Consider the following 18,733-nt stretch of genomic DNA (forward strand, 5'->3'; position numbering starts at 1 on the left):
TCTACTTTAAAAAGGTGGGGTTTAGATACTGCTTATCGTTTATTTTACAGCGGGGTCGCGATGAATTACGTAATAAAGGTTATTATTGTATTCCTAATTTTTGGCTTTAGCGCTAAAGCCGTGGATTTTCGCACTCATAAACTGACTGAGCAGGTGCATGTTTTGTTTGGGCAAGGCGGTAATATTGCGATTCACATTGGCGATGATGGTACTTACATTGTTGATGATCAGTTTGCGAAGTTGTCGGCGCAAATTAAACAGCAAATTAGTGCGTTAAAGCCGGGGTCGCCTGAGTTTGTTATAAACACTCATTTTCATGGTGATCATACCGGTGGTAATGAAGCATTTTCACTTGCTGGCAGTCATGTTATTGCCCACGATAACGTGCATAAGCGTTTGGTTAAAAAGCACGGTAAAGCGTCAGCGTATTTGCCACGTGTGAGCTTTGATAACACATTAACGCTGCATTTTAATAATGAACAAGCACACATTGCGCATTTTGCACATGCGCATACTGATGGGGATGCTGTGGTAACTTTTACAAAAGCCAATATTGTCCATATGGGAGATTTGTATTTTAACCTCGGTGGCTTGCCATTTGTAGATGTGGATAGTGGAGGCTCGGTTGATGGTTTACTCAAAGCTTTACATCATATTGTGACTGCACTTGATGATAACAGTGTGGTTATTCCAGGGCATGGGGCAGTATCTAATAAAGCGGAGCTATTGCAATACATCGCTCGAGTAGAGCAAGCACGCACTTTGATTTTAAATGCAATGACTCAGGCAGCCACCCAAGAGGAAATGGTAAAGTTCGATCCACTGTCCCCCCTTAATTTACCCTACACTAGCTGGTTGCCAAAAGAGCGTGTCACCCAGCTATTTTATCGCTCGTTAAAGAAAGAGTGATGCGTATTATGTCAGCATCACTAAACAGGCTGCTAATGCGATGAGTATTAGGCCAAAGCTGTCGCGTTTTTTAACGGGTTGCTTGAGCCACACAGCCGAAATGAGCATGGTAAAGAAGACTTCTATTTGACCGAGAGTTTTGACATATGCAACGTGTTGCAAACTCATGGCACTAAACCAACCAATAGAACCAATACAACTGGAGAGGCTGATCACACTTACTTTACTGCGATATTGCCATAAGACCTTAAAGCTGTAAGGTTCTTTGATCAATAAGTACAGACTTAACAATATAGATTGGGTACTGATCACCAGTAACAACACCCAGGCTGCGCTATGGGGAAATGGCAATTGGCTTGTGAGTGTTGCCTCTCTGACCCATAAAGAGGTTAATGCAAATGCGCTGCCGCACCCCAAACCAAGCAGGGCGGTGGATAAGTTGAAGTTTTTTATTGTAAAGCCGCTGAGAATGAGTACGGCGACACCGCCAATGACAACACCAAGCCAGCCAAAATATGATAATGCTGAACCAAAGAATAGCATACCAAAAATCGCCGCAACGAGCGCTTCACTTTTAGCCAGTCCGGCACCTATTGCATAGTTATTTTGCTTAAATAGGACCACCATGAGGGCGGTTGCCAGTATTTGCGTGATGCTGGCTGCACCAATATACGTTATAAAAGTGCCACTGAACTGTATGTGTTCTGTGGGGTGAACTTGATATAAACCGAATAAGTACAAGGCGGCGATTGGGCCAGCTAAAATAAAACGAGAGAGCGTCACGGTTGCGATTGAGGCATGGTCGCTTAACTGACTTTGTAAGGCATTACGCCAAGCTTGTGCAAAAGCGGCTAAAAACGTAAACGCGATCCATACCATGTTGTTATTCCTGCTATTGTGTCAACTACAAAGCTTAAATTATCAATTATGTAGAGATTAAGCGAGTGATAATCGCGAATATAAGATGTGATGCGACAACCTGCCCACGAACGTATTTATCTCGTACTAGTTATACTTTATGGCGATGCTACTCAATTAGCCGCCGCTCATGAAATAGGCGGCTTTTTATCATCACAATGTTATGTTAGCGTGGTTAATTATTTCTTATAGATAGAAAGGAGCTAGTATGACAACGTTACTTATCTGCGCACTCGTTGCGGTATTGTTACCTTACTTGGCCAAGTTGCCCGTGGCCATCGAAATGAATAAATTAGGGGGCTACGATAATCGCCACCCTCGAGCTCAACAATCAAAACTAGAAGGCTTTGGCGCTCGGGCACTTGCAGCGCACCAAAATAGCTTTGAATCACTCATTGTGTTTTCAGTGGCGTTAGCCGTGGTGTTAGGCTCAAATAATGTGAATGCGGTGACAGAGTATTTAGCCATTACTCATATTGTTGCACGTATTTTATACTGTGCTTTTTACTATATGAATATAGATAAACTCAGGTCTTTAGTTTGGTTAGTGGGTATTGGCTCTGCGGTGGGCATGATTGGCGTAAGTATTTAAATTAACAAGAAGAGATAGAGCAACGGCGTGTTGCTCTATCTCTATCAGTGTGACACATTAATCCGTTCAAATTGATTATTTCGTGGTGTGTTTGTCGCGTCATCATTAATTTTAAAATCTAGCTGAACGCGATGTATTTCACGAGGGGTGTTTGAAGGGGTGTATTGCCATTGTCGCAATGCTTTAATCGCATTGTTCTCAAAGGTATTTTTTGGGCTAGCGGCAATGACTTTGATGTTGTTAGTGTGGCCGCGTTCATCAATGGTATAAGCCAGCTGTACATACCCTGATAGGCCATCATTTGCGGCTTCAATGGGGTATTTTGGCTCAATTCGCATGATAGGCTTTACTGAGTGAACTGCTTTTACTTTTTCTATCGGACTGTCTTTAGTGATTGCTAAGGCACTTAATGATGCCAGCGCAGAGCTGATCAACAGGGTTTGCGCAACCGTTGAGGGTCGAGCTGTGTTTTTTATATGGTTAAGTCTCTGTAGCATGGTGTTTTTATCTCCATAGTAAGCGTATGCAAAATGCCGTTTGTTATGGTGTTCAACACAGTTAATCAGTGTTTTGGCATAATGCACTTGTTGATGATGCGGTTTATTTTCTAGGACACGCTCGTCGCAAGCGAGTTCTTGGACGCGTCGAAAGCTCTGATACCCAAGCCAAATGAGTGGGTTGAACCACGTTATTGTGGCTAGTGAAAAGAATCCAAGATTCCATAGGTTATCGTGGCGTTTTATGTGCGTATACTCATGTTCTAACATTAATGAAAGAGACTGCGGGTCAAAGCGCTGAATATAATTAGTCGGTAATACAATGTTGGGTTTGATGAGACCAACAATCATTGGGCTGTTTATTTGTGTGCTGACGTAAACTGGGTACTCACGATACGTCGTATCTGTTAATTGTAAGGCGAGGTTGGTGTGGAAACGCTTATGCTGCCAAAACATAGCAAGTAACAGACTGCAAGCGCCAGCTACATATACGACTGTCCAACCTAACAACCATGTATCAACCACAGGGAGCTGAGCTGGGGTGACTGTTACGTAGTACATGGCGTTATTCGATAAGGGCTTTAATTCACTCGGTAAACTTAGCAGTAACAAGGTGCTAGGTATGAGCCACCACATTTTATATAGCAACTGAGCGCCAATTTTACTCGTAAGTGAATGTTCGCAAATTAAGAGTACAACAACACTAACACTTAGCAGCAACTGTATTTTGATAACCCAATCAAGTAGCTCGTTTAACATATTACTTTCCTTGCTTGTCTTCCCATTCTTTTATGACATTCTTTAGTTCATCAATATCGGTTTGTAATAGCGGGTGTGTTTTGGCAAACCCACTGACTAAAGGCGCTATACGGCCTTGGAATACGCGTTGAATAAAGCTGCGGCTCTCTTTTTGGGTATACTCATCGCGTTCAATGGTGGGCGTGTAGATGTACTCTCGACCTTGCTTTTCAAAGGTGACGGCCTGCTTTTTAACTAGGCGGCTGACGAGGGTTTTAATGGTTTTTTCGTGCCACTGAGTGTCGTCGCTTAAACGCTTAATAATGTCACTGGCTTTTGCTGGGTAGCTTTGCCATAGCGCTTCCATTACTGAAAACTCAGCTTTAGATAATTCAATCATTTTTTGCCTACAAATGTAATCTATGCATTTAGATTACACTTGTAGTTATTAAGGTCAAGTTTTATTTTTGTACAATTTTTAATTCGGATTGAGTAATGAGTTGGAATTGACCTTCTTTGAGTTGATCTAGGTTTAGCTTGAAGCCCGCTATTTTTACCCTAAATAAATCAATCACGCGGTAGCCACAGTAATGACTCATTTTGCGTATTTGGCGATTTAACCCTTGCTGTAAGGTTATTTTAAAACGGGTCGGCGTTAATAGCTCGACCTCACATGGTAGTGTTATTTGGCCATTGATGGGTATGCCAGAGGCCATCTTTTGACAGAATGAATCGTCAATGGGTCGGTCGACCTCGACCCAATACTGTTTCTTTTGATGATGTTCTGGATGCAACATGTATTGGCACAAGGTGCCATCATTGGTAAGCAATAATAATCCACGAGAGTCCTTATCTAAGCGGCCAATAGGGTAAACACGTGTTGTCTTCGGTAGGTAATGAATAAGACTTGTGGGATCGTCGATATTAAGTTTACAGTCTATGCCAACAGGTTTGTGATAAGCGTAAAGTTGCTTTTCGGGTAAGGCACTAATCGTTTTACCTTGCACAATAATGATATCTTGTGTGGTGACATGGTCAATATGGTTCGCCAATTTCCCGTTGACGCAGACTTCTCCTGCATCAATTAATCGTGATGCTTGGCGGCGAGAGCACACCCCAGCATGACCTAAAAATTTGGCTAAGCGTATTGGACTAAGCATTCCTTACCTTGTTTTTTATGATGCTAATAGGGACTTGCCTCATCAGTATTTTAATAAATAGAATGATATTTAATAATACGGTAAAGCAATGTTGGGCGCCATCTTCTCGTGTTAACTAATTCGACCTTATCAGACATGCAAGCAGAGGGAGTAGTTGAAGTTAGGGCTATTAGAGGTGGCTTTTTATGAAAAATATTTATCATGGTTTCTGAATGGGTTTACACATCGAAGTGCAACTTACTATTATGTTATACTTTTTCTTTATTTGTGTGTTTCCTATTTAGCGTCAGTAGGTAGTTATTGTTCTAAATAGTATAGAAGAGGAAGTGGTTATATTATGATAGAAAAAGGATTTGCTTATGTTGTGTATGGTACTCAATTACGGCACTACAATGAATTGGTTGGTAGTATTTCATCACTCCTTTTACACAATCCAAGCGCAAAAGTTGTTGTTTTGGCTGAAATGGCTGACTTTTTCAGTGAAACGGAACAAGTAAAGGTTGTTAAGTTAGATGATACGCTAAAATCTGAGTGGTTAGGTGAGTCTAATTATCATTTTCGACTTAAATTGAGTGGTTTGAGGCACATACTGGAAAAATATGTTAAAACTGCGATTTTTTTAGACACGGACACTTTAGTTAAAAAAAGCATCATGCATTACTTTGATGAGATTTCAACCAATCAAAGTGTATTGCATAAACTAGAAGGCCACTTAAGTAAAAAGCGATTTTCACGTCAATATGAAAATGTATTAGAGCAGACTTTTAGTCACCCTGTACATGGCACTTATCACATCTCAAAAGTAGACCCTATGTATAACTCTGGCTTTATTGGAGTAGAACAGTCTCATTTAGAAATGTTCGAGCCTGTACTTTGGTTGATGGAAGAGATTAGTCAAAGAATTACATTTCATACTGCGGAACAATTTGCGCTGGGCTTATTTTTGCAGAAAAAAGGGAATGTGCTTACTGTGGGTGATAGTACTGTCTACCACTATTGGCATAAGAAGCCGAGAATTTTTATTCATGAAGAGTTAAAGCGAGTAATTACTCGTTATTCTGTACAAGAGTTATTAGAGTCCCCTCACCTTTCGAAACACATTAAAGCTCGTAGGCCCTTTTCTAGGTGGCTTAAAGATAAAACTCAGTAGTAACTATAAATATTTATATAAGAAGTTATTTGCACAATACACTATCATTTTAATTTCTCTTAGGCCCTAATTCACAGGAGCTTCTAGGTTAATTAAATTGTACGTAATATCAATTATAAGGTTTTTATAGGCTTATGAGATTGTGTTTTGTTTGTGGCCTTGTTTTTAATATGGTATTTGTCATTTATAATGGTTAATAATGTAAGAAATATCTTCCTGGTGATGTGGTTAACTGAAAGTTGCAAGCCTAAATCAATTGGTTGTTAACTGCATTGTTTGATTTTTTACATTTATTTTCTTTGGAATTAATATTTAAGTTTTCTATTTGATTTACTATTTTTAAAATGGGGTTGTGCTGACGTTTAATGTGATTAATTATATTGCCTTTCAATAAAGTTATTAAAAGGAATTTTGTGAGAAAAGCGATATTTACACTTGCGATTGGTGATAATCCTATGTACCAAGCAGCCATTGCTAGCTTTCAGCATTACGCCAACAAGGTTGGAGCTGATTTAATTGTTTCAAATCAAATTACTTATCAGGTGAAAATTGACAACCCTAAGTTTCATGCCAGTCCTGCTTGGGCTGAAAAGTTAAGCATTGGTTCTCTATTGCAAACATATGAACGGGTTTTGTATTTAGATGCAGATGTACTTATTCACCCGTTAGCTGAAAATATTTTTGATATTTATACAGACTTGGAAGTCGTCTATATGTTGAATGAAGGTCGAAACTGTCATAGGAGCGATGAAAGGAAATCAGTTGAGGATTATTTAGGGAAGGCCAATTGGCCTACAATTGAAGGGAAGCCTGTTTACTATAATGCTGGTGTTATATTAATATCTAAAGCCTGTGAATTGTTTTCTCATATTCATATTGGTGATTTACAAAAGCTATGTAATAAAATTCGTTTTTACGAACAAACATGCTTTAATTATACACTGCATAAATACGACATTAAGCATGAAGAGCTATCTATAAGATTTAATCGTATGGATATGTTTGGTCAAGAAGGCTATTTAGATGCAGACTTTATCCATTATGCTGGTAAGGGCTATGCAAGAAATAGCCGTCGCCGAGATGTTCAGTTTTTGAAAGACTTCGCAGCGCTTTATCAGAATATTTTGCCAAAAGATCACATGGACGCGCTTAAAGCACAGGCATGGCACGATTACTTAGCTGTGGTATGTAAAAAGTATCCGTTGCCAAATTGGCTGATCAAACAATGCAGTAATTGGTTTGTGCCGCACTAAAAATGCGGCACCGTTTTAAAGCTAGGTGTTAGTTAAGCAGCTCGCTATAACGAACACTTTCACCAATTTTCAGTATTTTTAACGTCATATCTGGTTTTATATCGTCGAATGCTTTTTGCAAGCGGCGCAGTGGTTCATTGACGTGTTCATAACCGAGCAACCAAGTTCCATAGCCCCATGGAATAAACACTTTACACGCTAGATCTTGTGCGGCTTTGACCGCATCCTCTGGCGCGAAATGAATGCTACGGTAAGTATAATCATACGCAATAATCGGCATCAAGCAGACATCAAAACCGTTAAACTTGGCATACATATCCTTATAAATGGGGCTATATCCGGTATCGCCTGCGAAGAAGATGGTATGTTCACCATCATCAAATAGCCATGCACCCCATAATGTTTCATTCCAGTCGCTTAAACCGCGGCGAGAGAAATGATGAGCGGGTAAAAAATGGACATTAGTTTGGCCGACAGTCGTTTGCGTATACCAGTCCATCTCTGTGATCGGACCTTGTGTGTAATTAAGGTTATCGCTGACAGACAGTGGTAGCAATAACTCAGTGCCTTGTGCAAGCGTATTGAGGGTATCGCTACTTAGGTGGTCATAATGATTGTGTGAAATGACTGCGCCATCTACAAATTGCACGTCATCACTCTGAAATGGAGCTGGGCCTAAGCGTGCCATTTCGTCGTTGATTTTTCGGGCTAACCAGCCAACCGCGCCATCAAATTCACCTAAGACTGGGTCAGTTAGAAATGCATCGTCATGGCGTTGTTGTATCAAGAAACTGGCATGTCCCAACCATGTGAGCGTTTGACGTGCGTGTTCATCGATACGAGGTGTGGGGTAGAGCAAATCTTGATAATTAAAACCTGCGCTTTTACTGAGTCCAGTAAATGAACCAACATTAATAAAACTCGGCTCTACAGGCTGAATTTCTTCTTTTGTGAGGAACTCAATGTCATCATAAGGGTGATGTGGGCCTTTACCTTGGTAGGTGCTAGGGTATTGATTGGTATATTCACCTTGCGCATTTTTAGCAAATTCGGGGTTATCTAGGGTTTTAATCGGTGTTTGCTGACATCCTGTTAATGTAATCGTGATAATGCTGATAAATAGGGTGCTATACGCTGCCGCTTTAGTGGTTCGCATGGTTATCCTTATCACAAGTGACCCAGTTTTGAGGCCACTATAATATACTCAGAAATAAAATGTTACTGGCTACTAAGAATGTGTTTAATCGCAGTACTAAAATCTCGTTGATGCTTAATACCAAGCTTAGTGAGGCGAGTGTCTTTGAGCGCGCAATTATATGGCCTTTGTGCTGTTTGGGATGGGGTTGGGAGCGCCGTTAATAAAGAGCGTGGGTAATTACGGTGATCGGCAATGATGCAGGCCATGTCATATTTACTCATGGCTTGGTGATTAGAAATATGAAATATGCCGCCTAAATTATCTGGTTGTTTAAGCAAATCTCTGAGTGTTAAAGCGATGTCTTCTACATGAGTGGGATAACGAATAGCCCAATGATCATGTTCTGAGGGCTGCGTCTCGCTAATTTGCTCCGCAATGACAGTGACAGCTGATTCAGCTAAATGGGTGACATCACCATATAGCACTGGCACACGGATCACGGAGTGCAATTCACTGTTTGCTAATACAGCTTGTTCTGCTTGTTGTTTACTTTGGCCATAAAAATTGAGTGGATTAGTTGCTGAATTCTCAATATAGGGTGCTTGTGTTCCATCGAATACATAGTCGGTACTGATAAAAATAAGGCGAATGTTTCTGAGTTTACATTGCTGCGCTAAAAACTGTGTTGCTTGTACGTTAAGCGCTAAGGTTTGTTCTGGTGATTGCTCACAGACATCGGGTTTTCTTTCTGCTGCCGCATGAATCAGTACGTCAGGCTGATGTGTGTCTAAAAATTGACAAATAGCTTCTTGGTCATTGAGATCAAGTTTTGCGATATTGTCACTTGCGCGGCTGAAACCTGTGCCAATGACTTCAAAAATTGGCTTAAGTGTATTTAGAAGCGCTCTACCTAACATACCTGTCGCACCTGTTATCATCACTTTCTTCATCTGGTTTCCTTAAATCGAGGCCATGTGGGTTTTGCATACTTGCCAGAAATTAACATCTGACTGATTGAATTCTAACTCCACCTAGTTTAACGAAAGTTTTAAAACAAATTAAGAGGTTTCAGATGTGGTTTAAGTAGGCACTTGATGTAAAAAAGATGGGGAGCATCTCTGCCCCCCCATATATTAAGTTAAGCTAGCTTTTGTTGCCCTTCCCAAACTTTAGATTTGATGCTCAGCAAGGCGATAATAATACCGATGCCGATACAGAAAAGACTGATTTGTAGGTAAAGGTTTGGCATTTCATCTACTTTATTCGGGTCAAAGTTGCCAGCCAATAGCCCTGAAATAATATTACCAATCGAATAAGTTAAAACAAAGACGCCCATCATTTGGCCTGCGAAACGTTTAGGCGAGAGCTTACTCACTGCACTGAGTGCGACTGGGCTTAGACATAGTTCACCTACTGTGTGTAAGAAGTAAGTGGTGATAAGCCAATAAGGCGCCACTTTTAGGCCTTGTGCTGCATACTGCGATGCCATAAACATAACCAAAAAGCCGCTGGCCATAATGATCAAACCAACCGCACATTTTAAATTATAGGAAGGCGATATCATACGTTTTGATAAGTTGATCCAAAGCGCGGCAAAGAAAGGCGATAAGATGATGATAAATAGTGCATTGGCTGATTGGAACCATGCGGTAGGAATGGAAAAGGTGCCGATCATACGGTCCGTATAATCGCGGGCAAATAGGTTCAATGACGACCCCGCTTGCTCAAAGCCAGACCAAAAACATGCTGATGCAATACAGACTAAAAACAGTGCCCACATCTTTTTCTGCTCATCTTCATTCAAGTTGCCTTTAAAATAAATTAGGCCGTAGTAAACAAAAAAGACTAAGGTAAAGACCACTGCGACATATTTTGCTAGCTGTACAGGCTCAAGTACTATCACGCCAAAATACGTTAACGTTGTCACGCCGGCAATAACACCAAGCGTCGCAATGATGGCCAGCCAAGCTTGTTTGGCGTGTTTGGGTGCGAGTGGGTTGGCTGGCTTTTCACCGACAGTGGCAATGTTTCCGAGCGTACGTTGGTATTGAACTAGGCCAATGGCCATGCCCACAGCGGCTGCGCCAAATGCATAATGCCAGCCGACATGCTCCATAAAATAACCACAGACATAATAACCAATCACGGAGCCTAAGTTGATCCCCATATAATAAATGGCATAACCGCTGTCTCGGCGCTCATCATCAGACTTGTATAGCTGTCCGACCATAGCACTGATATTCGGTTTGAGTAACCCAGTACCGAGGGCAACAAAAATAAGCCCAATAAAGAAGGAGTGCGTGGAAGGAATAGCCAAAATGATATGGCCGATCATGATAATGATACCGCCATACCACACGGTTTTTTGGCCACCGAGTAAACGGTCGGCTATCCAGCCGCCAGGTAACCCTAAGAAGTAGACTGCACCCGTGTATAAGCCATAAATTGCTGCTGCTGAGGCGACAGTAAAGCCCAAGCCTTGCTCTTGTAAGCTGGCAGTCATGAAAAGTACCAATAAAGCGCGCATTCCGTAGTAACTCATGCGCTCCCACATTTCAGTGAAAAATAGGGTCGAGAGGCCTTTTGGGTGGCCAAAAAAGCCCGTATCTTGTGCAGACATAGCTAGGGTCCCGTTATTATCGTTGTAATTATTTGGAACCATTAGTACGTTAAACACACAGCAAATGCAACTAAAGGCGTTATTTTAACCTAAAAGCCTGTTATTCAACCAATTGATATAATTCATAAATATTTTTTATTTCCACATGGGCTAAACCTTTGTAGGCGTATTGGCATGATTGATCATTTAGCCATACACTGTGACATCCTGCATCATTTGCTCCTTGAACGTCACTGTCTAAGCTATCACCAATATGTAAAATCTCAGATTTATTAACATTCAGTAATGCTGCTGCTTTATCGAATAGTGCACTATGGGGCTTGGCTGCTCCATCAGGTCCTGCTTTTAATACAACATCAAACTCACCCGCTAGATTAAACTTTTCGACCTCAACGTTGCCGTTAGTGATGGCGATAAGGCGGTATTTTTTACGCAGTGTATGTAAGAGTTCAAGCACGGATTGCTCTACAGTGATATTACTTCTGGCATGACTAAACGCGCTATACGCTTCTTGTGCATATTGCTCAGCTTGGGGCGCTGTGAACCCTAATTGTGCCATACCGTATTGCAGAGCCACGTGACGCCACTTGGTCACATCGTCGATAAGCTTAGGGTACTGTTTTGCAGTTTCATTACGACAATGCGACCAAAAATCAGGGCCTTGTTCAGTCCATTGCTTGATACTCGCTAAGTAAGTTAACTGCGCTTGTACAGCGGCTTTAATAATTGGGTGATTGTTATATAAGGTGTCGTCGAGATCAAAACTGAGTACGCTGACGTTACTAAGGGCTTTATTAAATCGCATGGTGGTATTTTAAAAAGAAGGAATGACTTTATTATACTGAAACTCTTTTAATTCGGATCGTTATTTTGTTTTTTCGAGCGCGGGTGCGCTTGGTCGTAAACTTTTGCTAAGTGCTGAAAATCAACATGGGTATAAACCTGTGTAGCAGATAAACTCGTGTGACCGAGCATCTCTTGCACTGCCCGCAGATCACCGCTTGATTCTAGTAGGTGGCTGGCAAACGAATGGCGTAATTTATGCGGATGAATAGGGGTGCTAACCCCTTGCTTAATACCCCACTCTTTCATTCTTTCGCGCACATGGCGAATAGAGATCCGTTGTTTTCGCTTGCTGACAAATACGGCTTGCTCTTCAGGCACCGCCATTTGTTCTCGAATTATTAGCCATTGTGACAGTGCATCGAGCGCTTTGTTACCGACGGGGATCACGCGTTCTTTATTGCCTTTACCCATGACACGAATCTCCCCTTCGCGAATATCCCCTATATTGACATTCACCAGTTCACTAATACGTAAGCCACTGGAATACATCAGTTCCATCATGGCTTTATCGCGCAGTGCTAAGGCGTCATCCTCTTGAATATTGAGCAGCTGCCCCATTTGATCAACATCTAAATTTTTCGGCAGTGGGCGCTGAAATTTAGGACCCTTTATTCCCTCACCAGGGTTGGCAATAGTAGCGTGTTGAATATGCTTTACTTTCAAAAATTTATATAGGCTGCGGATACAACTTAATTTTAGGTTGATGGTGCGAGGATTATATTGCTTGGCTCGTAAATGCATGCTGTAGCGACGTATTTGCTCAGCAGATACCTGTAGCCAATGAGGGCTATAAGGTTGAAAGTAATGGGCTGCTTGGCGCAATTGAGTACTGTACTGGGTTAGGGTATGTGGTGAATACTGTCGTTCATGCTTCAAATAAGCCATAAAATCACCTATGGGTGCTAACCACGCTTCAGACAATTCAGTCGCAGCCTCAGACATGCTTTACGCCAAATCAGTCAAGCGAAGCTCAAGGGACGTGATAAATTCGTTGATGAACAAATTGTCATTGTCAGAGCTAAAATGCGCAGCTTCATCGCTGGCAAATGCTAAAATAGCTTCAGGCTGTGCTACGTTACCAATAAGATACAAGGCGACTGAGCGTGCGTGAGGAACAGAATCTTTGTCCCAAAGTAGCAGGTGCTCTTGCCCAGATAGGCGACCTAGGTAGCTATTTTTTTGTGATAAACGTGCATCAATCATAGCCCTTAAGCTTTCCCTATACGGCAGTAATTCACAGGCAATAATATGGGGACTTTGACAGAGTGTATCAGCAAGTTGTTTAGACAGCTCTGAGAAACTATTACAGCGCCAAAGCTGACGTTGGCATTGGCTGAATAAGCGAAACACCCTTTCATTCTCTAGGGCTAATCGAGCAGTGGTGGCCAACTGTGTTTTAAGTTGGGTGTTTTGCTCTCTCAATAAGCGCTGCTGTTGTAGTGCTAAATTAGGTAAGCCTTGGCTTTGCGCGTGTAATTCGAGTTCAAGCAATACATATTGATGATGCCTAAAAAAATCAGGGTGGCGTGTTAAATACTCACAGATCTGTTGTTCATCAATAGGTAATTGCTGTTTGCTCATTGTGTTATCTCATTGGTTATTCACAGTGCGATTTGGCCGTCAAAAACATGCTCTGCCGGGCCGGTCATTTTTACGGCATGGCCTTCACCTTGCCAGCGGATCTGTAAACTGCCACCAGGTAAATCAACTTGAACTGTACTGGCTAGCTTTTTTTGTGCAATGCCGACCGCAACGGCCGCACATGCGCCGCTTCCACAGGCTAGCGTCTCTTGTGCGCCGCGCTCCCATACGCGCAGCTTTATGTGTTCATTATTAATTATTTGCATAAATCCAATGTTAGCGCGTTCAGGAAAACGTTCGTGGTGCTCAAGTAATGGCCCGAGCGTGCTTACATCGGCAGTTTCAATATCATCTACTTCCACTACACAGTGCGGGTTACCCATAGAAACCACGCCACAAAATACCGTTTGATCATCCGCACGCATAATGTAAGTCAGCTCTGGCTTAGTGGCTTTAAACGGAATACTGCTTGGTGCAAAGTGTGGGTTACCCATATTAACGGTTACTTGACCATCTTTTTCTATGTATAACGTAATATTACCCGACTTAGTTGAGACTGATATTTTGTGTTTATTGGTCAGGCCTTTCATTCTTACAAAACGAGCGAAGCATCGAGCGCCATTACCACATTGTTCAACTTCAGAGCCGTCAGCATTGAAAATTCGGTAGTGAAAGTCTAACTCTGGCGAATAGGGCGCTTCAACCAACAACAATTGATCAAAACCCACCCCAAAATGTCGATTGGCGAGTTTCTTAATTTGATCGCGAGATAAAAATACGTTTTGAGTGACGTTATCAACCACCATAAAGTCATTACCCAAGCCGTGCATTTTTGAAAAATTTACAAACATAATGTCTTAAAACTACTCCTGCTAAGGCTGCCTTGCCATGATTTTTCTGTCATTGCGATATACAAATTATGGTAGTAATTGCTCACCTTGCCACAATGATTGTAATGTCTCTCTTTGTCTTACCACATAGCATTGGTCGCCATCTACCATTAGTTCAGCGGCACGAGGGCGTGAATTATAGTTAGAGCTCATTGTAAAGCCATATGCACCGGCGCTGCGCTGGGCGAGTAAATCCCCCGCTTGAATGGCAAGCGGCCGATCTTTTCCTAAAAAGTCGCCTGTCTCACAGACTGGGCCTACCACATCATAGTTATGTGTTGGTGTACCATCATCTCTTGGTGCGACTGCAATAATGTTCTGCCATGCCTGGTAGAGAGAAGGGCGTAGCATGTCATTCATGCCAGCATCGACAATGGCAAAGTGCTTTTCTTGGCTAGGTTTTAAGTACTCAACTTGCGTTACGAGTATGCCGGCATTAGCAGCAATGGCCCGGCCAGGCTCAAACACCAGTTCTAGATGAGGGTAGTTGGTTAGTTTTGCTTTTACTTCAGCGGCATAAGCACTGGGATGAGGCGGCTTTTCACTGTCATATGGCACACCTAATCCACCACCAATATCTAGGTGATGTAACTCGATACCTGCGGATTTTAGCTGTTCAATCAAAGCTAGTACTTTATCTAATGCAGCGAGAAATGGTTCAACGTCGGTCAATTGTGAGCCGATATGAAAGTCTACACCAACTACATCTAACGCTGGCAGTGCGTATGCAAGTTGATAGACATCAAAGGCCTGTTTAATATCAATACCAAACTTATTTTCTTTTAAACCCGTAGAAATATAAGGATGTGTATTGGCGTCTATATCAGGGTTAACACGAATTGAGATGCGTGCTATTTTATTCACTCTATGGGCGACTTGGCTGATACGCTTGAGTTCGGCAACCGATTCAACATTGAAGCACTTTATATTATGTGCCAGCGCAAATTCAATTTCATCTGAGGTTTTGGCGACCCCAGAGAACACCACTTTGCTGGTATCTCCACCGGCTTCGATAACTCTTGCTAATTCACCTTTTGAGACAATATCAAAACCAGCGCCAAGCTTTGCCAACACATTGAGTACCGCAATGTTAGAGTTCGCTTTTACCGCGTAACACACAAGGCGTGGATGTCCGTCAGCGGCATCTGTAAATGCATGATAATGACGTTCAAATGTTTTTCTTGAATAGACATAACAGGGCGTGCCGTATTGTTTGGCAATATCGGCGACGGCAACTTCTTCAGCAAACAGCTGTTGATCTTTATAATGGAAAAAGTCCATGCTATTGCTCCTTGTCATGTATTGGCTCAACATCTTTCAAGTTGTTGGGCTGTGCTGATTGATTTTTGGCCTCAGAGGTATTGATATCGGGGTTAGGTTGGTGTTCAGGGAGATATAACACACCACTTTGCCCGCACCCAGCTAAGGTCAGAACGCTTAATAAGACTAAAATAAACATGCTTGCTTGAGAGAGTATCGCTTTCATTAGATTAATGATGTCAGTGCCTTTATAATCGCAGAGTAACAGAATTCGTAAAAAAAGCAGCTATTGCGACTAGGTATTTTAGCTGCATCGTAAATAAATTGTGCTGAAAAAGGAAAGTGCTATGACAGATCACGAGTACCATGAACTAGCAGAAGCTTTAATGTTTACCATTGAAGATCAAATTGATGATTGTGACGCGGACTTAGATTACGAGTCTGCGTCAGGCATTTTAGAGATTTTGTTTGCCGATAAAAGTAAAATTATCATCAACAAGCAAGCGCCTCTACATCAGGTTTGGGTAGCGACGAAGTTTAATGGACACCATTTTGAATTACATGGTGATAAGTGGATTGATAATCGCTCTGGCGCTGAATTTTGGCAATTTATGTGTGACGCAGCGACGCGTCAGGCGGGCACAGAAATTAAATGGAAGCACGATTAATGTTACCTTTTGTAGAATATGCAGCTCGTGGTGAGCATAAAGCCAGTATTATTTGGTTACATGGTCTGGGTGATTCGGGTGACGGGTTTTTACCGATTGCACCGGAGTTAAAGCTACCCGATGAATTGGGCGTCAGGTTCATTTTCCCACACGCGCCTGAACAACCGGTCACCATTAATGGTGGGATGGTTATGCGTTCTTGGTACGACATTAAATCAATGGATGCAGAAAGCCGCGCTGATGAGCAGGGTGTTAGAGAGTCAGCCGAGAAAGTTCAGCAGCTCATTGATGCTGAAATCGCAAAAGGGATAGCGCCTGAAAAAATTATTTTAGCCGGTTTCTCGCAAGGTGGCGTTATCTCTTTACATTTAGCACCAAGATTACCGGTAAAATTAGCCGGTGTTATGGCGTTATCGACTTATATGTGCGCGCCTGTTAAGTTAGCTACTGAGGCCGTACAAAATGAATTAAATATTTTCATGGCTCATGGTAATCAAGATCCGGTAGTGCCTATGGCGTTAGGCCGTTTGGCTTACGACACATTACGTGAGCAAGGGTATGATATTAGTTGGCAGGATTACCCGATGGCGCATCAAGTATGCCATGAAGAGTTAACGGCGATCCGTAAATGGTTAATCGCCACATTATCTTAATAGAGGAACTGCAGCAATGACACAACGGATAGTCATCAAAACGGCCGTGACTAAAACGGCACCTACCGTTCAAACGGTAAGTTATCAATGGCATTGGCGGCGTATTTTTGCGGTTTCTGGTGTTGTGTTGTTGTCTGCGGCAGGTGTGACTTATGGTTTAACCAATGCTGTAAACGCTGATGAAATAAAACCTCAGATACCCGTAAATACAATCGATGAGGTGACTGTTGCATCACAATCAGCAGATGAAACTATGTCTGTTGAGGTATTAACATTGCCAGTGAAGCAAAATAGAGTTGATCAAGATGATGACGTGGCGGCTGTTGTTGCCACTGAAGACAGTGATAACTCTGTTGCTGCCGGTGATTTGGCGCTTGCTATCGAAGTAGTTACCGAGGCCGGCACTGCTCAAGATTTAGAGAGCATGACTGTCGAGACGGTTGAAGATATTGGGACTAAAGGGATTCAAGACGTTGATCAAGAAAGCACCTCAAGTGTAAGTGAAACGGTTTTCTCAGAATCAGCACAAGTCGCTAATGTCGCACTTGGTGCAAAAATAGATACCAATGTGGTCAGTCGGGCGGTGTTGACGACCGGCATTGCACAGCGCGAGCCGATTGATGTTTTAAAAGATAATTTAAAGCGTACGCAATTTTCAGAAAAGCTATATTTTTTTACTGAAATAAAAAATCTACAAGGTAAAACAATTCATCATCTATGGTTTCATCAAGACCAGTTAATGGCCGAAATTCCTTTGACGGTAGGTGCGGTCAGATATCGTACTTATTCAAGTAAAAATATTATGCCAAGCCAAACTGGGCAATGGCGTGTTGAAGTTGTTACTCAGCAAGGGCAACTCTTAGCCCAAAAATCTTTTCGTATTATTCCAGATGCTCAATAAGAGCAGAGTTAAGGCAAATCATGACTGAACAAACAAATATCCTGCGTATTGCAACCAGAAAAAGTGCATTGGCTATGTGGCAAGCTGAGTTTGTAAAAGCACGGTTAGAGCATTTTCATCCTAGCTTAACCGTTGAGCTGGTACCTATGTCGACGCAAGGCGATATTATTTTAGATACCCCTTTGGCAAAAATTGGTGGCAAAGGCTTGTTTGTGAAAGAGCTTGAGCAAGCTATGATGGATGGTCGTGCAGATATTGCTGTGCACTCTATGAAAGATGTTCCTGTCGAGTTCCCTGACGGCCTAGCATTGCACACTATTTGTGAACGTGAAGACCCACGAGATGCCTTTGTGTCTAATCAATACAAAACATTAGATGCGCTTCCTGAGGGGGCAGTCGTTGGCACTTCTAGTTTGCGCCGCCAGTGTCAAATTCGCGCCTTACGCCCAGACTTACAAATAAAAGATCTCCGCGGTAACGTGAATACTCGTTTAGCTAAACTTGATAACGGTGAGTACGATGCCATTATTTTAGCCGCTGCTGGGTTATTACGACTGGAAATGCCAGAGCGTATTGCGGCATATATTGAACCCGAAATGTCTTTACCTGCCAATGGTCAAGGTGCAGTTGGCATTGAGTGTCGCATCGATGATGAGCGTGTCCAAGCGTTACTCGCGCCGCTAGAGCACACAACAACCCGTATTCGCGTTAATGCCGAGCGAGCTATGAACCGTCGCTTAGAAGGGGGGTGCCAGGTTCCTATTGGCGCATATGCAGAGGTTGAGGGCGACACGGTGCATTTACGCGGGTTGGTTGGTGCGGTTGATGGCAGTGAAATTTTGCATGCCCAGTCAAGCGGCCCCGTAGCGCAAGCAGAGCAAATTGGTGTTGAGTTGGCGGAGCAATTATTAGCGCAAGGCGCTGATAAAATTTTAGCTGAGGTTTACAGAGACGCATAA

At 42.3% G+C, this 18,733-nt stretch carries 21 protein-coding genes; 8 read left to right on the forward strand and 13 right to left on the reverse strand.

The genetic code is table 11. The annotated features are described in order from the left end of the window. Positions 1-60: 60 nt before the first annotated feature. Entirely contained in the window at positions 61-909 is an 849-nt protein-coding gene (locus PCIT_RS17895) for an MBL fold metallo-hydrolase (protein WP_040698223.1), read from the forward strand. Between the two features lie 6 nt (positions 910-915). Here PCIT_RS17895 and PCIT_RS17900 read toward each other — a convergent pair whose 3' ends face one another. Further along, entirely contained in the window at positions 916-1,788 is an 873-nt protein-coding gene (locus PCIT_RS17900) for a DMT family transporter (RefSeq protein ID WP_010366998.1), read from the reverse strand. A gap of 247 nt (positions 1,789-2,035) precedes the next feature. Here PCIT_RS17900 and PCIT_RS17905 point away from each other — a divergent pair, with 247 nt between their 5' ends. Then, positions 2,036-2,419 (forward strand): MAPEG family protein, encoded by a 384-nt coding sequence (locus tag PCIT_RS17905; protein WP_010366996.1) that lies wholly within the window; start codon positions 2,036-2,038, stop codon positions 2,417-2,419. A gap of 44 nt (positions 2,420-2,463) precedes the next feature. On the opposite strand, the gene PCIT_RS17910 is transcribed toward PCIT_RS17905, so the two are convergent. The 3 genes from PCIT_RS17910 to PCIT_RS17920 form a co-directional block, all read right to left on the reverse strand. Further along, the gene (locus PCIT_RS17910) at positions 2,464-3,675 is read right to left on the reverse strand and encodes a M56 family metallopeptidase (protein WP_010366994.1); all 1,212 of its coding nucleotides are present in this window, start codon (positions 3,673-3,675) and stop codon (positions 2,464-2,466) included. Between the two features lies 1 nt (position 3,676). Then, on the reverse strand, positions 3,677-4,054 hold the full coding sequence (locus tag PCIT_RS17915; RefSeq protein ID WP_010366992.1) for a BlaI/MecI/CopY family transcriptional regulator: 378 nt from the start codon (positions 4,052-4,054) through the stop codon (positions 3,677-3,679). 61 nt (positions 4,055-4,115) lie between these two features. After that, positions 4,116-4,814 (reverse strand): pseudouridine synthase, encoded by a 699-nt coding sequence (locus PCIT_RS17920; protein ID WP_010366990.1) that lies wholly within the window; start codon positions 4,812-4,814, stop codon positions 4,116-4,118. Between the two features lie 337 nt (positions 4,815-5,151). Here PCIT_RS17920 and PCIT_RS17925 point away from each other — a divergent pair, with 337 nt between their 5' ends. Further along, entirely contained in the window at positions 5,152-5,964 is an 813-nt protein-coding gene (locus PCIT_RS17925) for a hypothetical protein (protein WP_010366988.1), read from the forward strand. A 413-nt stretch (positions 5,965-6,377) separates the two neighbouring features. Beyond that, positions 6,378-7,217 carry a glycosyltransferase gene (locus PCIT_RS17930; RefSeq protein ID WP_010366986.1) on the forward strand — a complete coding sequence of 280 codons (840 nt, stop codon included), beginning with the start codon at positions 6,378-6,380 and terminating at the stop codon, positions 7,215-7,217. A gap of 28 nt (positions 7,218-7,245) precedes the next feature. Here PCIT_RS17930 and PCIT_RS17935 read toward each other — a convergent pair whose 3' ends face one another. The 9 genes from PCIT_RS17935 to lptM all read right to left on the reverse strand — a co-directional run bounded on the left by PCIT_RS17935 (position 7,246) and on the right by lptM (position 15,778). Next, positions 7,246-8,373, reverse strand: a complete 1,128-nt coding sequence (locus PCIT_RS17935; RefSeq protein WP_010366984.1) for an MBL fold metallo-hydrolase — start codon at positions 8,371-8,373, stop codon at positions 7,246-7,248. A 62-nt stretch (positions 8,374-8,435) separates the two neighbouring features. Next, complete coding sequence (locus PCIT_RS17940) at positions 8,436-9,305, reverse strand: dTDP-4-dehydrorhamnose reductase family protein (RefSeq protein WP_010366982.1); 870 nt, start codon at positions 9,303-9,305, stop codon at positions 8,436-8,438. A 188-nt stretch (positions 9,306-9,493) separates the two neighbouring features. Next, positions 9,494-10,975, reverse strand: coding sequence for a peptide MFS transporter (locus PCIT_RS17945; RefSeq protein WP_010366980.1), 1,482 nt, complete (start codon positions 10,973-10,975; stop codon positions 9,494-9,496). 100 nt (positions 10,976-11,075) lie between these two features. Beyond that, positions 11,076-11,780 carry an HAD-IA family hydrolase gene (locus tag PCIT_RS17950; protein ID WP_010366978.1) on the reverse strand — a complete coding sequence of 235 codons (705 nt, stop codon included), beginning with the start codon at positions 11,778-11,780 and terminating at the stop codon, positions 11,076-11,078. Positions 11,781-11,827: 47 nt separating this feature from the next. After that, on the reverse strand, positions 11,828-12,763 hold the full coding sequence (gene xerC / locus PCIT_RS17955) for a tyrosine recombinase XerC (RefSeq protein ID WP_010366976.1): 936 nt from the start codon (positions 12,761-12,763) through the stop codon (positions 11,828-11,830). Between the two features lie 3 nt (positions 12,764-12,766). Then, a complete protein-coding gene (locus PCIT_RS17960) occupies positions 12,767-13,402 on the reverse strand; it encodes a DUF484 family protein (protein ID WP_010366974.1) in 636 nt (211 codons plus the stop codon). Positions 13,403-13,422: 20 nt separating this feature from the next. Then, positions 13,423-14,253 (reverse strand): diaminopimelate epimerase, encoded by an 831-nt coding sequence (gene dapF / locus PCIT_RS17965; protein WP_010366973.1) that lies wholly within the window; start codon positions 14,251-14,253, stop codon positions 13,423-13,425. A gap of 66 nt (positions 14,254-14,319) precedes the next feature. Next, positions 14,320-15,573: a diaminopimelate decarboxylase gene (gene lysA / locus PCIT_RS17970; RefSeq protein WP_010366972.1), complete on the reverse strand. Its 1,254-nt coding sequence runs from the start codon at positions 15,571-15,573 to the stop codon at positions 14,320-14,322. A 1-nt stretch (position 15,574) separates the two neighbouring features. Continuing rightward, positions 15,575-15,778, reverse strand: coding sequence for an LPS translocon maturation chaperone LptM (lptM, locus tag PCIT_RS23355; RefSeq protein ID WP_010366971.1), 204 nt, complete (start codon positions 15,776-15,778; stop codon positions 15,575-15,577). Between the two features lie 121 nt (positions 15,779-15,899). Between lptM and cyaY the strand changes: the two genes are divergently transcribed. From cyaY to hemC, 4 genes are read left to right on the forward strand one after another with little or no spacing between them, the layout of a single operon-like run. Beyond that, positions 15,900-16,220, forward strand: a complete 321-nt coding sequence (cyaY, locus tag PCIT_RS17980; RefSeq protein ID WP_010366970.1) for an iron donor protein CyaY — start codon at positions 15,900-15,902, stop codon at positions 16,218-16,220. Then, positions 16,220-16,873, forward strand: a complete 654-nt coding sequence (locus PCIT_RS17985) for an alpha/beta hydrolase (RefSeq protein WP_010366969.1) — start codon at positions 16,220-16,222, stop codon at positions 16,871-16,873. The genes cyaY and PCIT_RS17985 overlap by 1 nt, the downstream gene beginning before the upstream one ends. A 16-nt stretch (positions 16,874-16,889) precedes the next feature. After that, positions 16,890-17,774 (forward strand): DUF2914 domain-containing protein, encoded by an 885-nt coding sequence (locus tag PCIT_RS17990; RefSeq protein ID WP_010366968.1) that lies wholly within the window; start codon positions 16,890-16,892, stop codon positions 17,772-17,774. 20 nt (positions 17,775-17,794) lie between these two features. Continuing rightward, positions 17,795-18,733 carry a hydroxymethylbilane synthase gene (gene hemC, locus PCIT_RS17995; RefSeq protein WP_010366967.1) on the forward strand — a complete coding sequence of 313 codons (939 nt, stop codon included), beginning with the start codon at positions 17,795-17,797 and terminating at the stop codon, positions 18,731-18,733.

The sequence above is a fragment of the Pseudoalteromonas citrea genome (assembly GCF_000238375.3).
Taxonomy (GTDB): Bacteria; Pseudomonadota; Gammaproteobacteria; order Enterobacterales; family Alteromonadaceae; genus Pseudoalteromonas; species Pseudoalteromonas citrea.

Excerpts from the sequence above, each read along its gene's own strand:
- PCIT_RS17895 (WP_040698223.1), top strand. The coding sequence starts at position 61 with ATGAATTACGTAATAAAGGTTATTATTGTATTCCTAATTTTTGGCTTT.
- PCIT_RS17900 (WP_010366998.1), bottom strand. The coding sequence starts at position 1,788 with ATGGTATGGATCGCGTTTACGTTTTTAGCCGCTTTTGCACAAGCTTGG.
- PCIT_RS17905 (WP_010366996.1), top strand. The coding sequence starts at position 2,036 with ATGACAACGTTACTTATCTGCGCACTCGTTGCGGTATTGTTACCTTAC.
- PCIT_RS17910 (WP_010366994.1), bottom strand. The coding sequence starts at position 3,675 with ATGTTAAACGAGCTACTTGATTGGGTTATCAAAATACAGTTGCTGCTA.
- PCIT_RS17915 (WP_010366992.1), bottom strand. The coding sequence starts at position 4,054 with ATGATTGAATTATCTAAAGCTGAGTTTTCAGTAATGGAAGCGCTATGG.
- PCIT_RS17920 (WP_010366990.1), bottom strand. The coding sequence starts at position 4,814 with ATGCTTAGTCCAATACGCTTAGCCAAATTTTTAGGTCATGCTGGGGTG.
- PCIT_RS17925 (WP_010366988.1), top strand. The coding sequence starts at position 5,152 with ATGATAGAAAAAGGATTTGCTTATGTTGTGTATGGTACTCAATTACGG.
- PCIT_RS17935 (WP_010366984.1), bottom strand. The coding sequence starts at position 8,373 with ATGCGAACCACTAAAGCGGCAGCGTATAGCACCCTATTTATCAGCATT.
- PCIT_RS17940 (WP_010366982.1), bottom strand. The coding sequence starts at position 9,305 with ATGAAGAAAGTGATGATAACAGGTGCGACAGGTATGTTAGGTAGAGCG.
- PCIT_RS17945 (WP_010366980.1), bottom strand. The coding sequence starts at position 10,975 with ATGTCTGCACAAGATACGGGCTTTTTTGGCCACCCAAAAGGCCTCTCG.
- PCIT_RS17950 (WP_010366978.1), bottom strand. The coding sequence starts at position 11,780 with ATGCGATTTAATAAAGCCCTTAGTAACGTCAGCGTACTCAGTTTTGAT.
- xerC (WP_010366976.1), bottom strand. The coding sequence starts at position 12,763 with ATGTCTGAGGCTGCGACTGAATTGTCTGAAGCGTGGTTAGCACCCATA.
- PCIT_RS17960 (WP_010366974.1), bottom strand. The coding sequence starts at position 13,402 with ATGAGCAAACAGCAATTACCTATTGATGAACAACAGATCTGTGAGTAT.
- dapF (WP_010366973.1), bottom strand. The coding sequence starts at position 14,253 with ATGTTTGTAAATTTTTCAAAAATGCACGGCTTGGGTAATGACTTTATG.
- lysA (WP_010366972.1), bottom strand. The coding sequence starts at position 15,573 with ATGGACTTTTTCCATTATAAAGATCAACAGCTGTTTGCTGAAGAAGTT.
- lptM (WP_010366971.1), bottom strand. The coding sequence starts at position 15,778 with ATGAAAGCGATACTCTCTCAAGCAAGCATGTTTATTTTAGTCTTATTA.
- cyaY (WP_010366970.1), top strand. The coding sequence starts at position 15,900 with ATGACAGATCACGAGTACCATGAACTAGCAGAAGCTTTAATGTTTACC.
- PCIT_RS17985 (WP_010366969.1), top strand. The coding sequence starts at position 16,220 with ATGTTACCTTTTGTAGAATATGCAGCTCGTGGTGAGCATAAAGCCAGT.
- PCIT_RS17990 (WP_010366968.1), top strand. The coding sequence starts at position 16,890 with ATGACACAACGGATAGTCATCAAAACGGCCGTGACTAAAACGGCACCT.
- hemC (WP_010366967.1), top strand. The coding sequence starts at position 17,795 with ATGACTGAACAAACAAATATCCTGCGTATTGCAACCAGAAAAAGTGCA.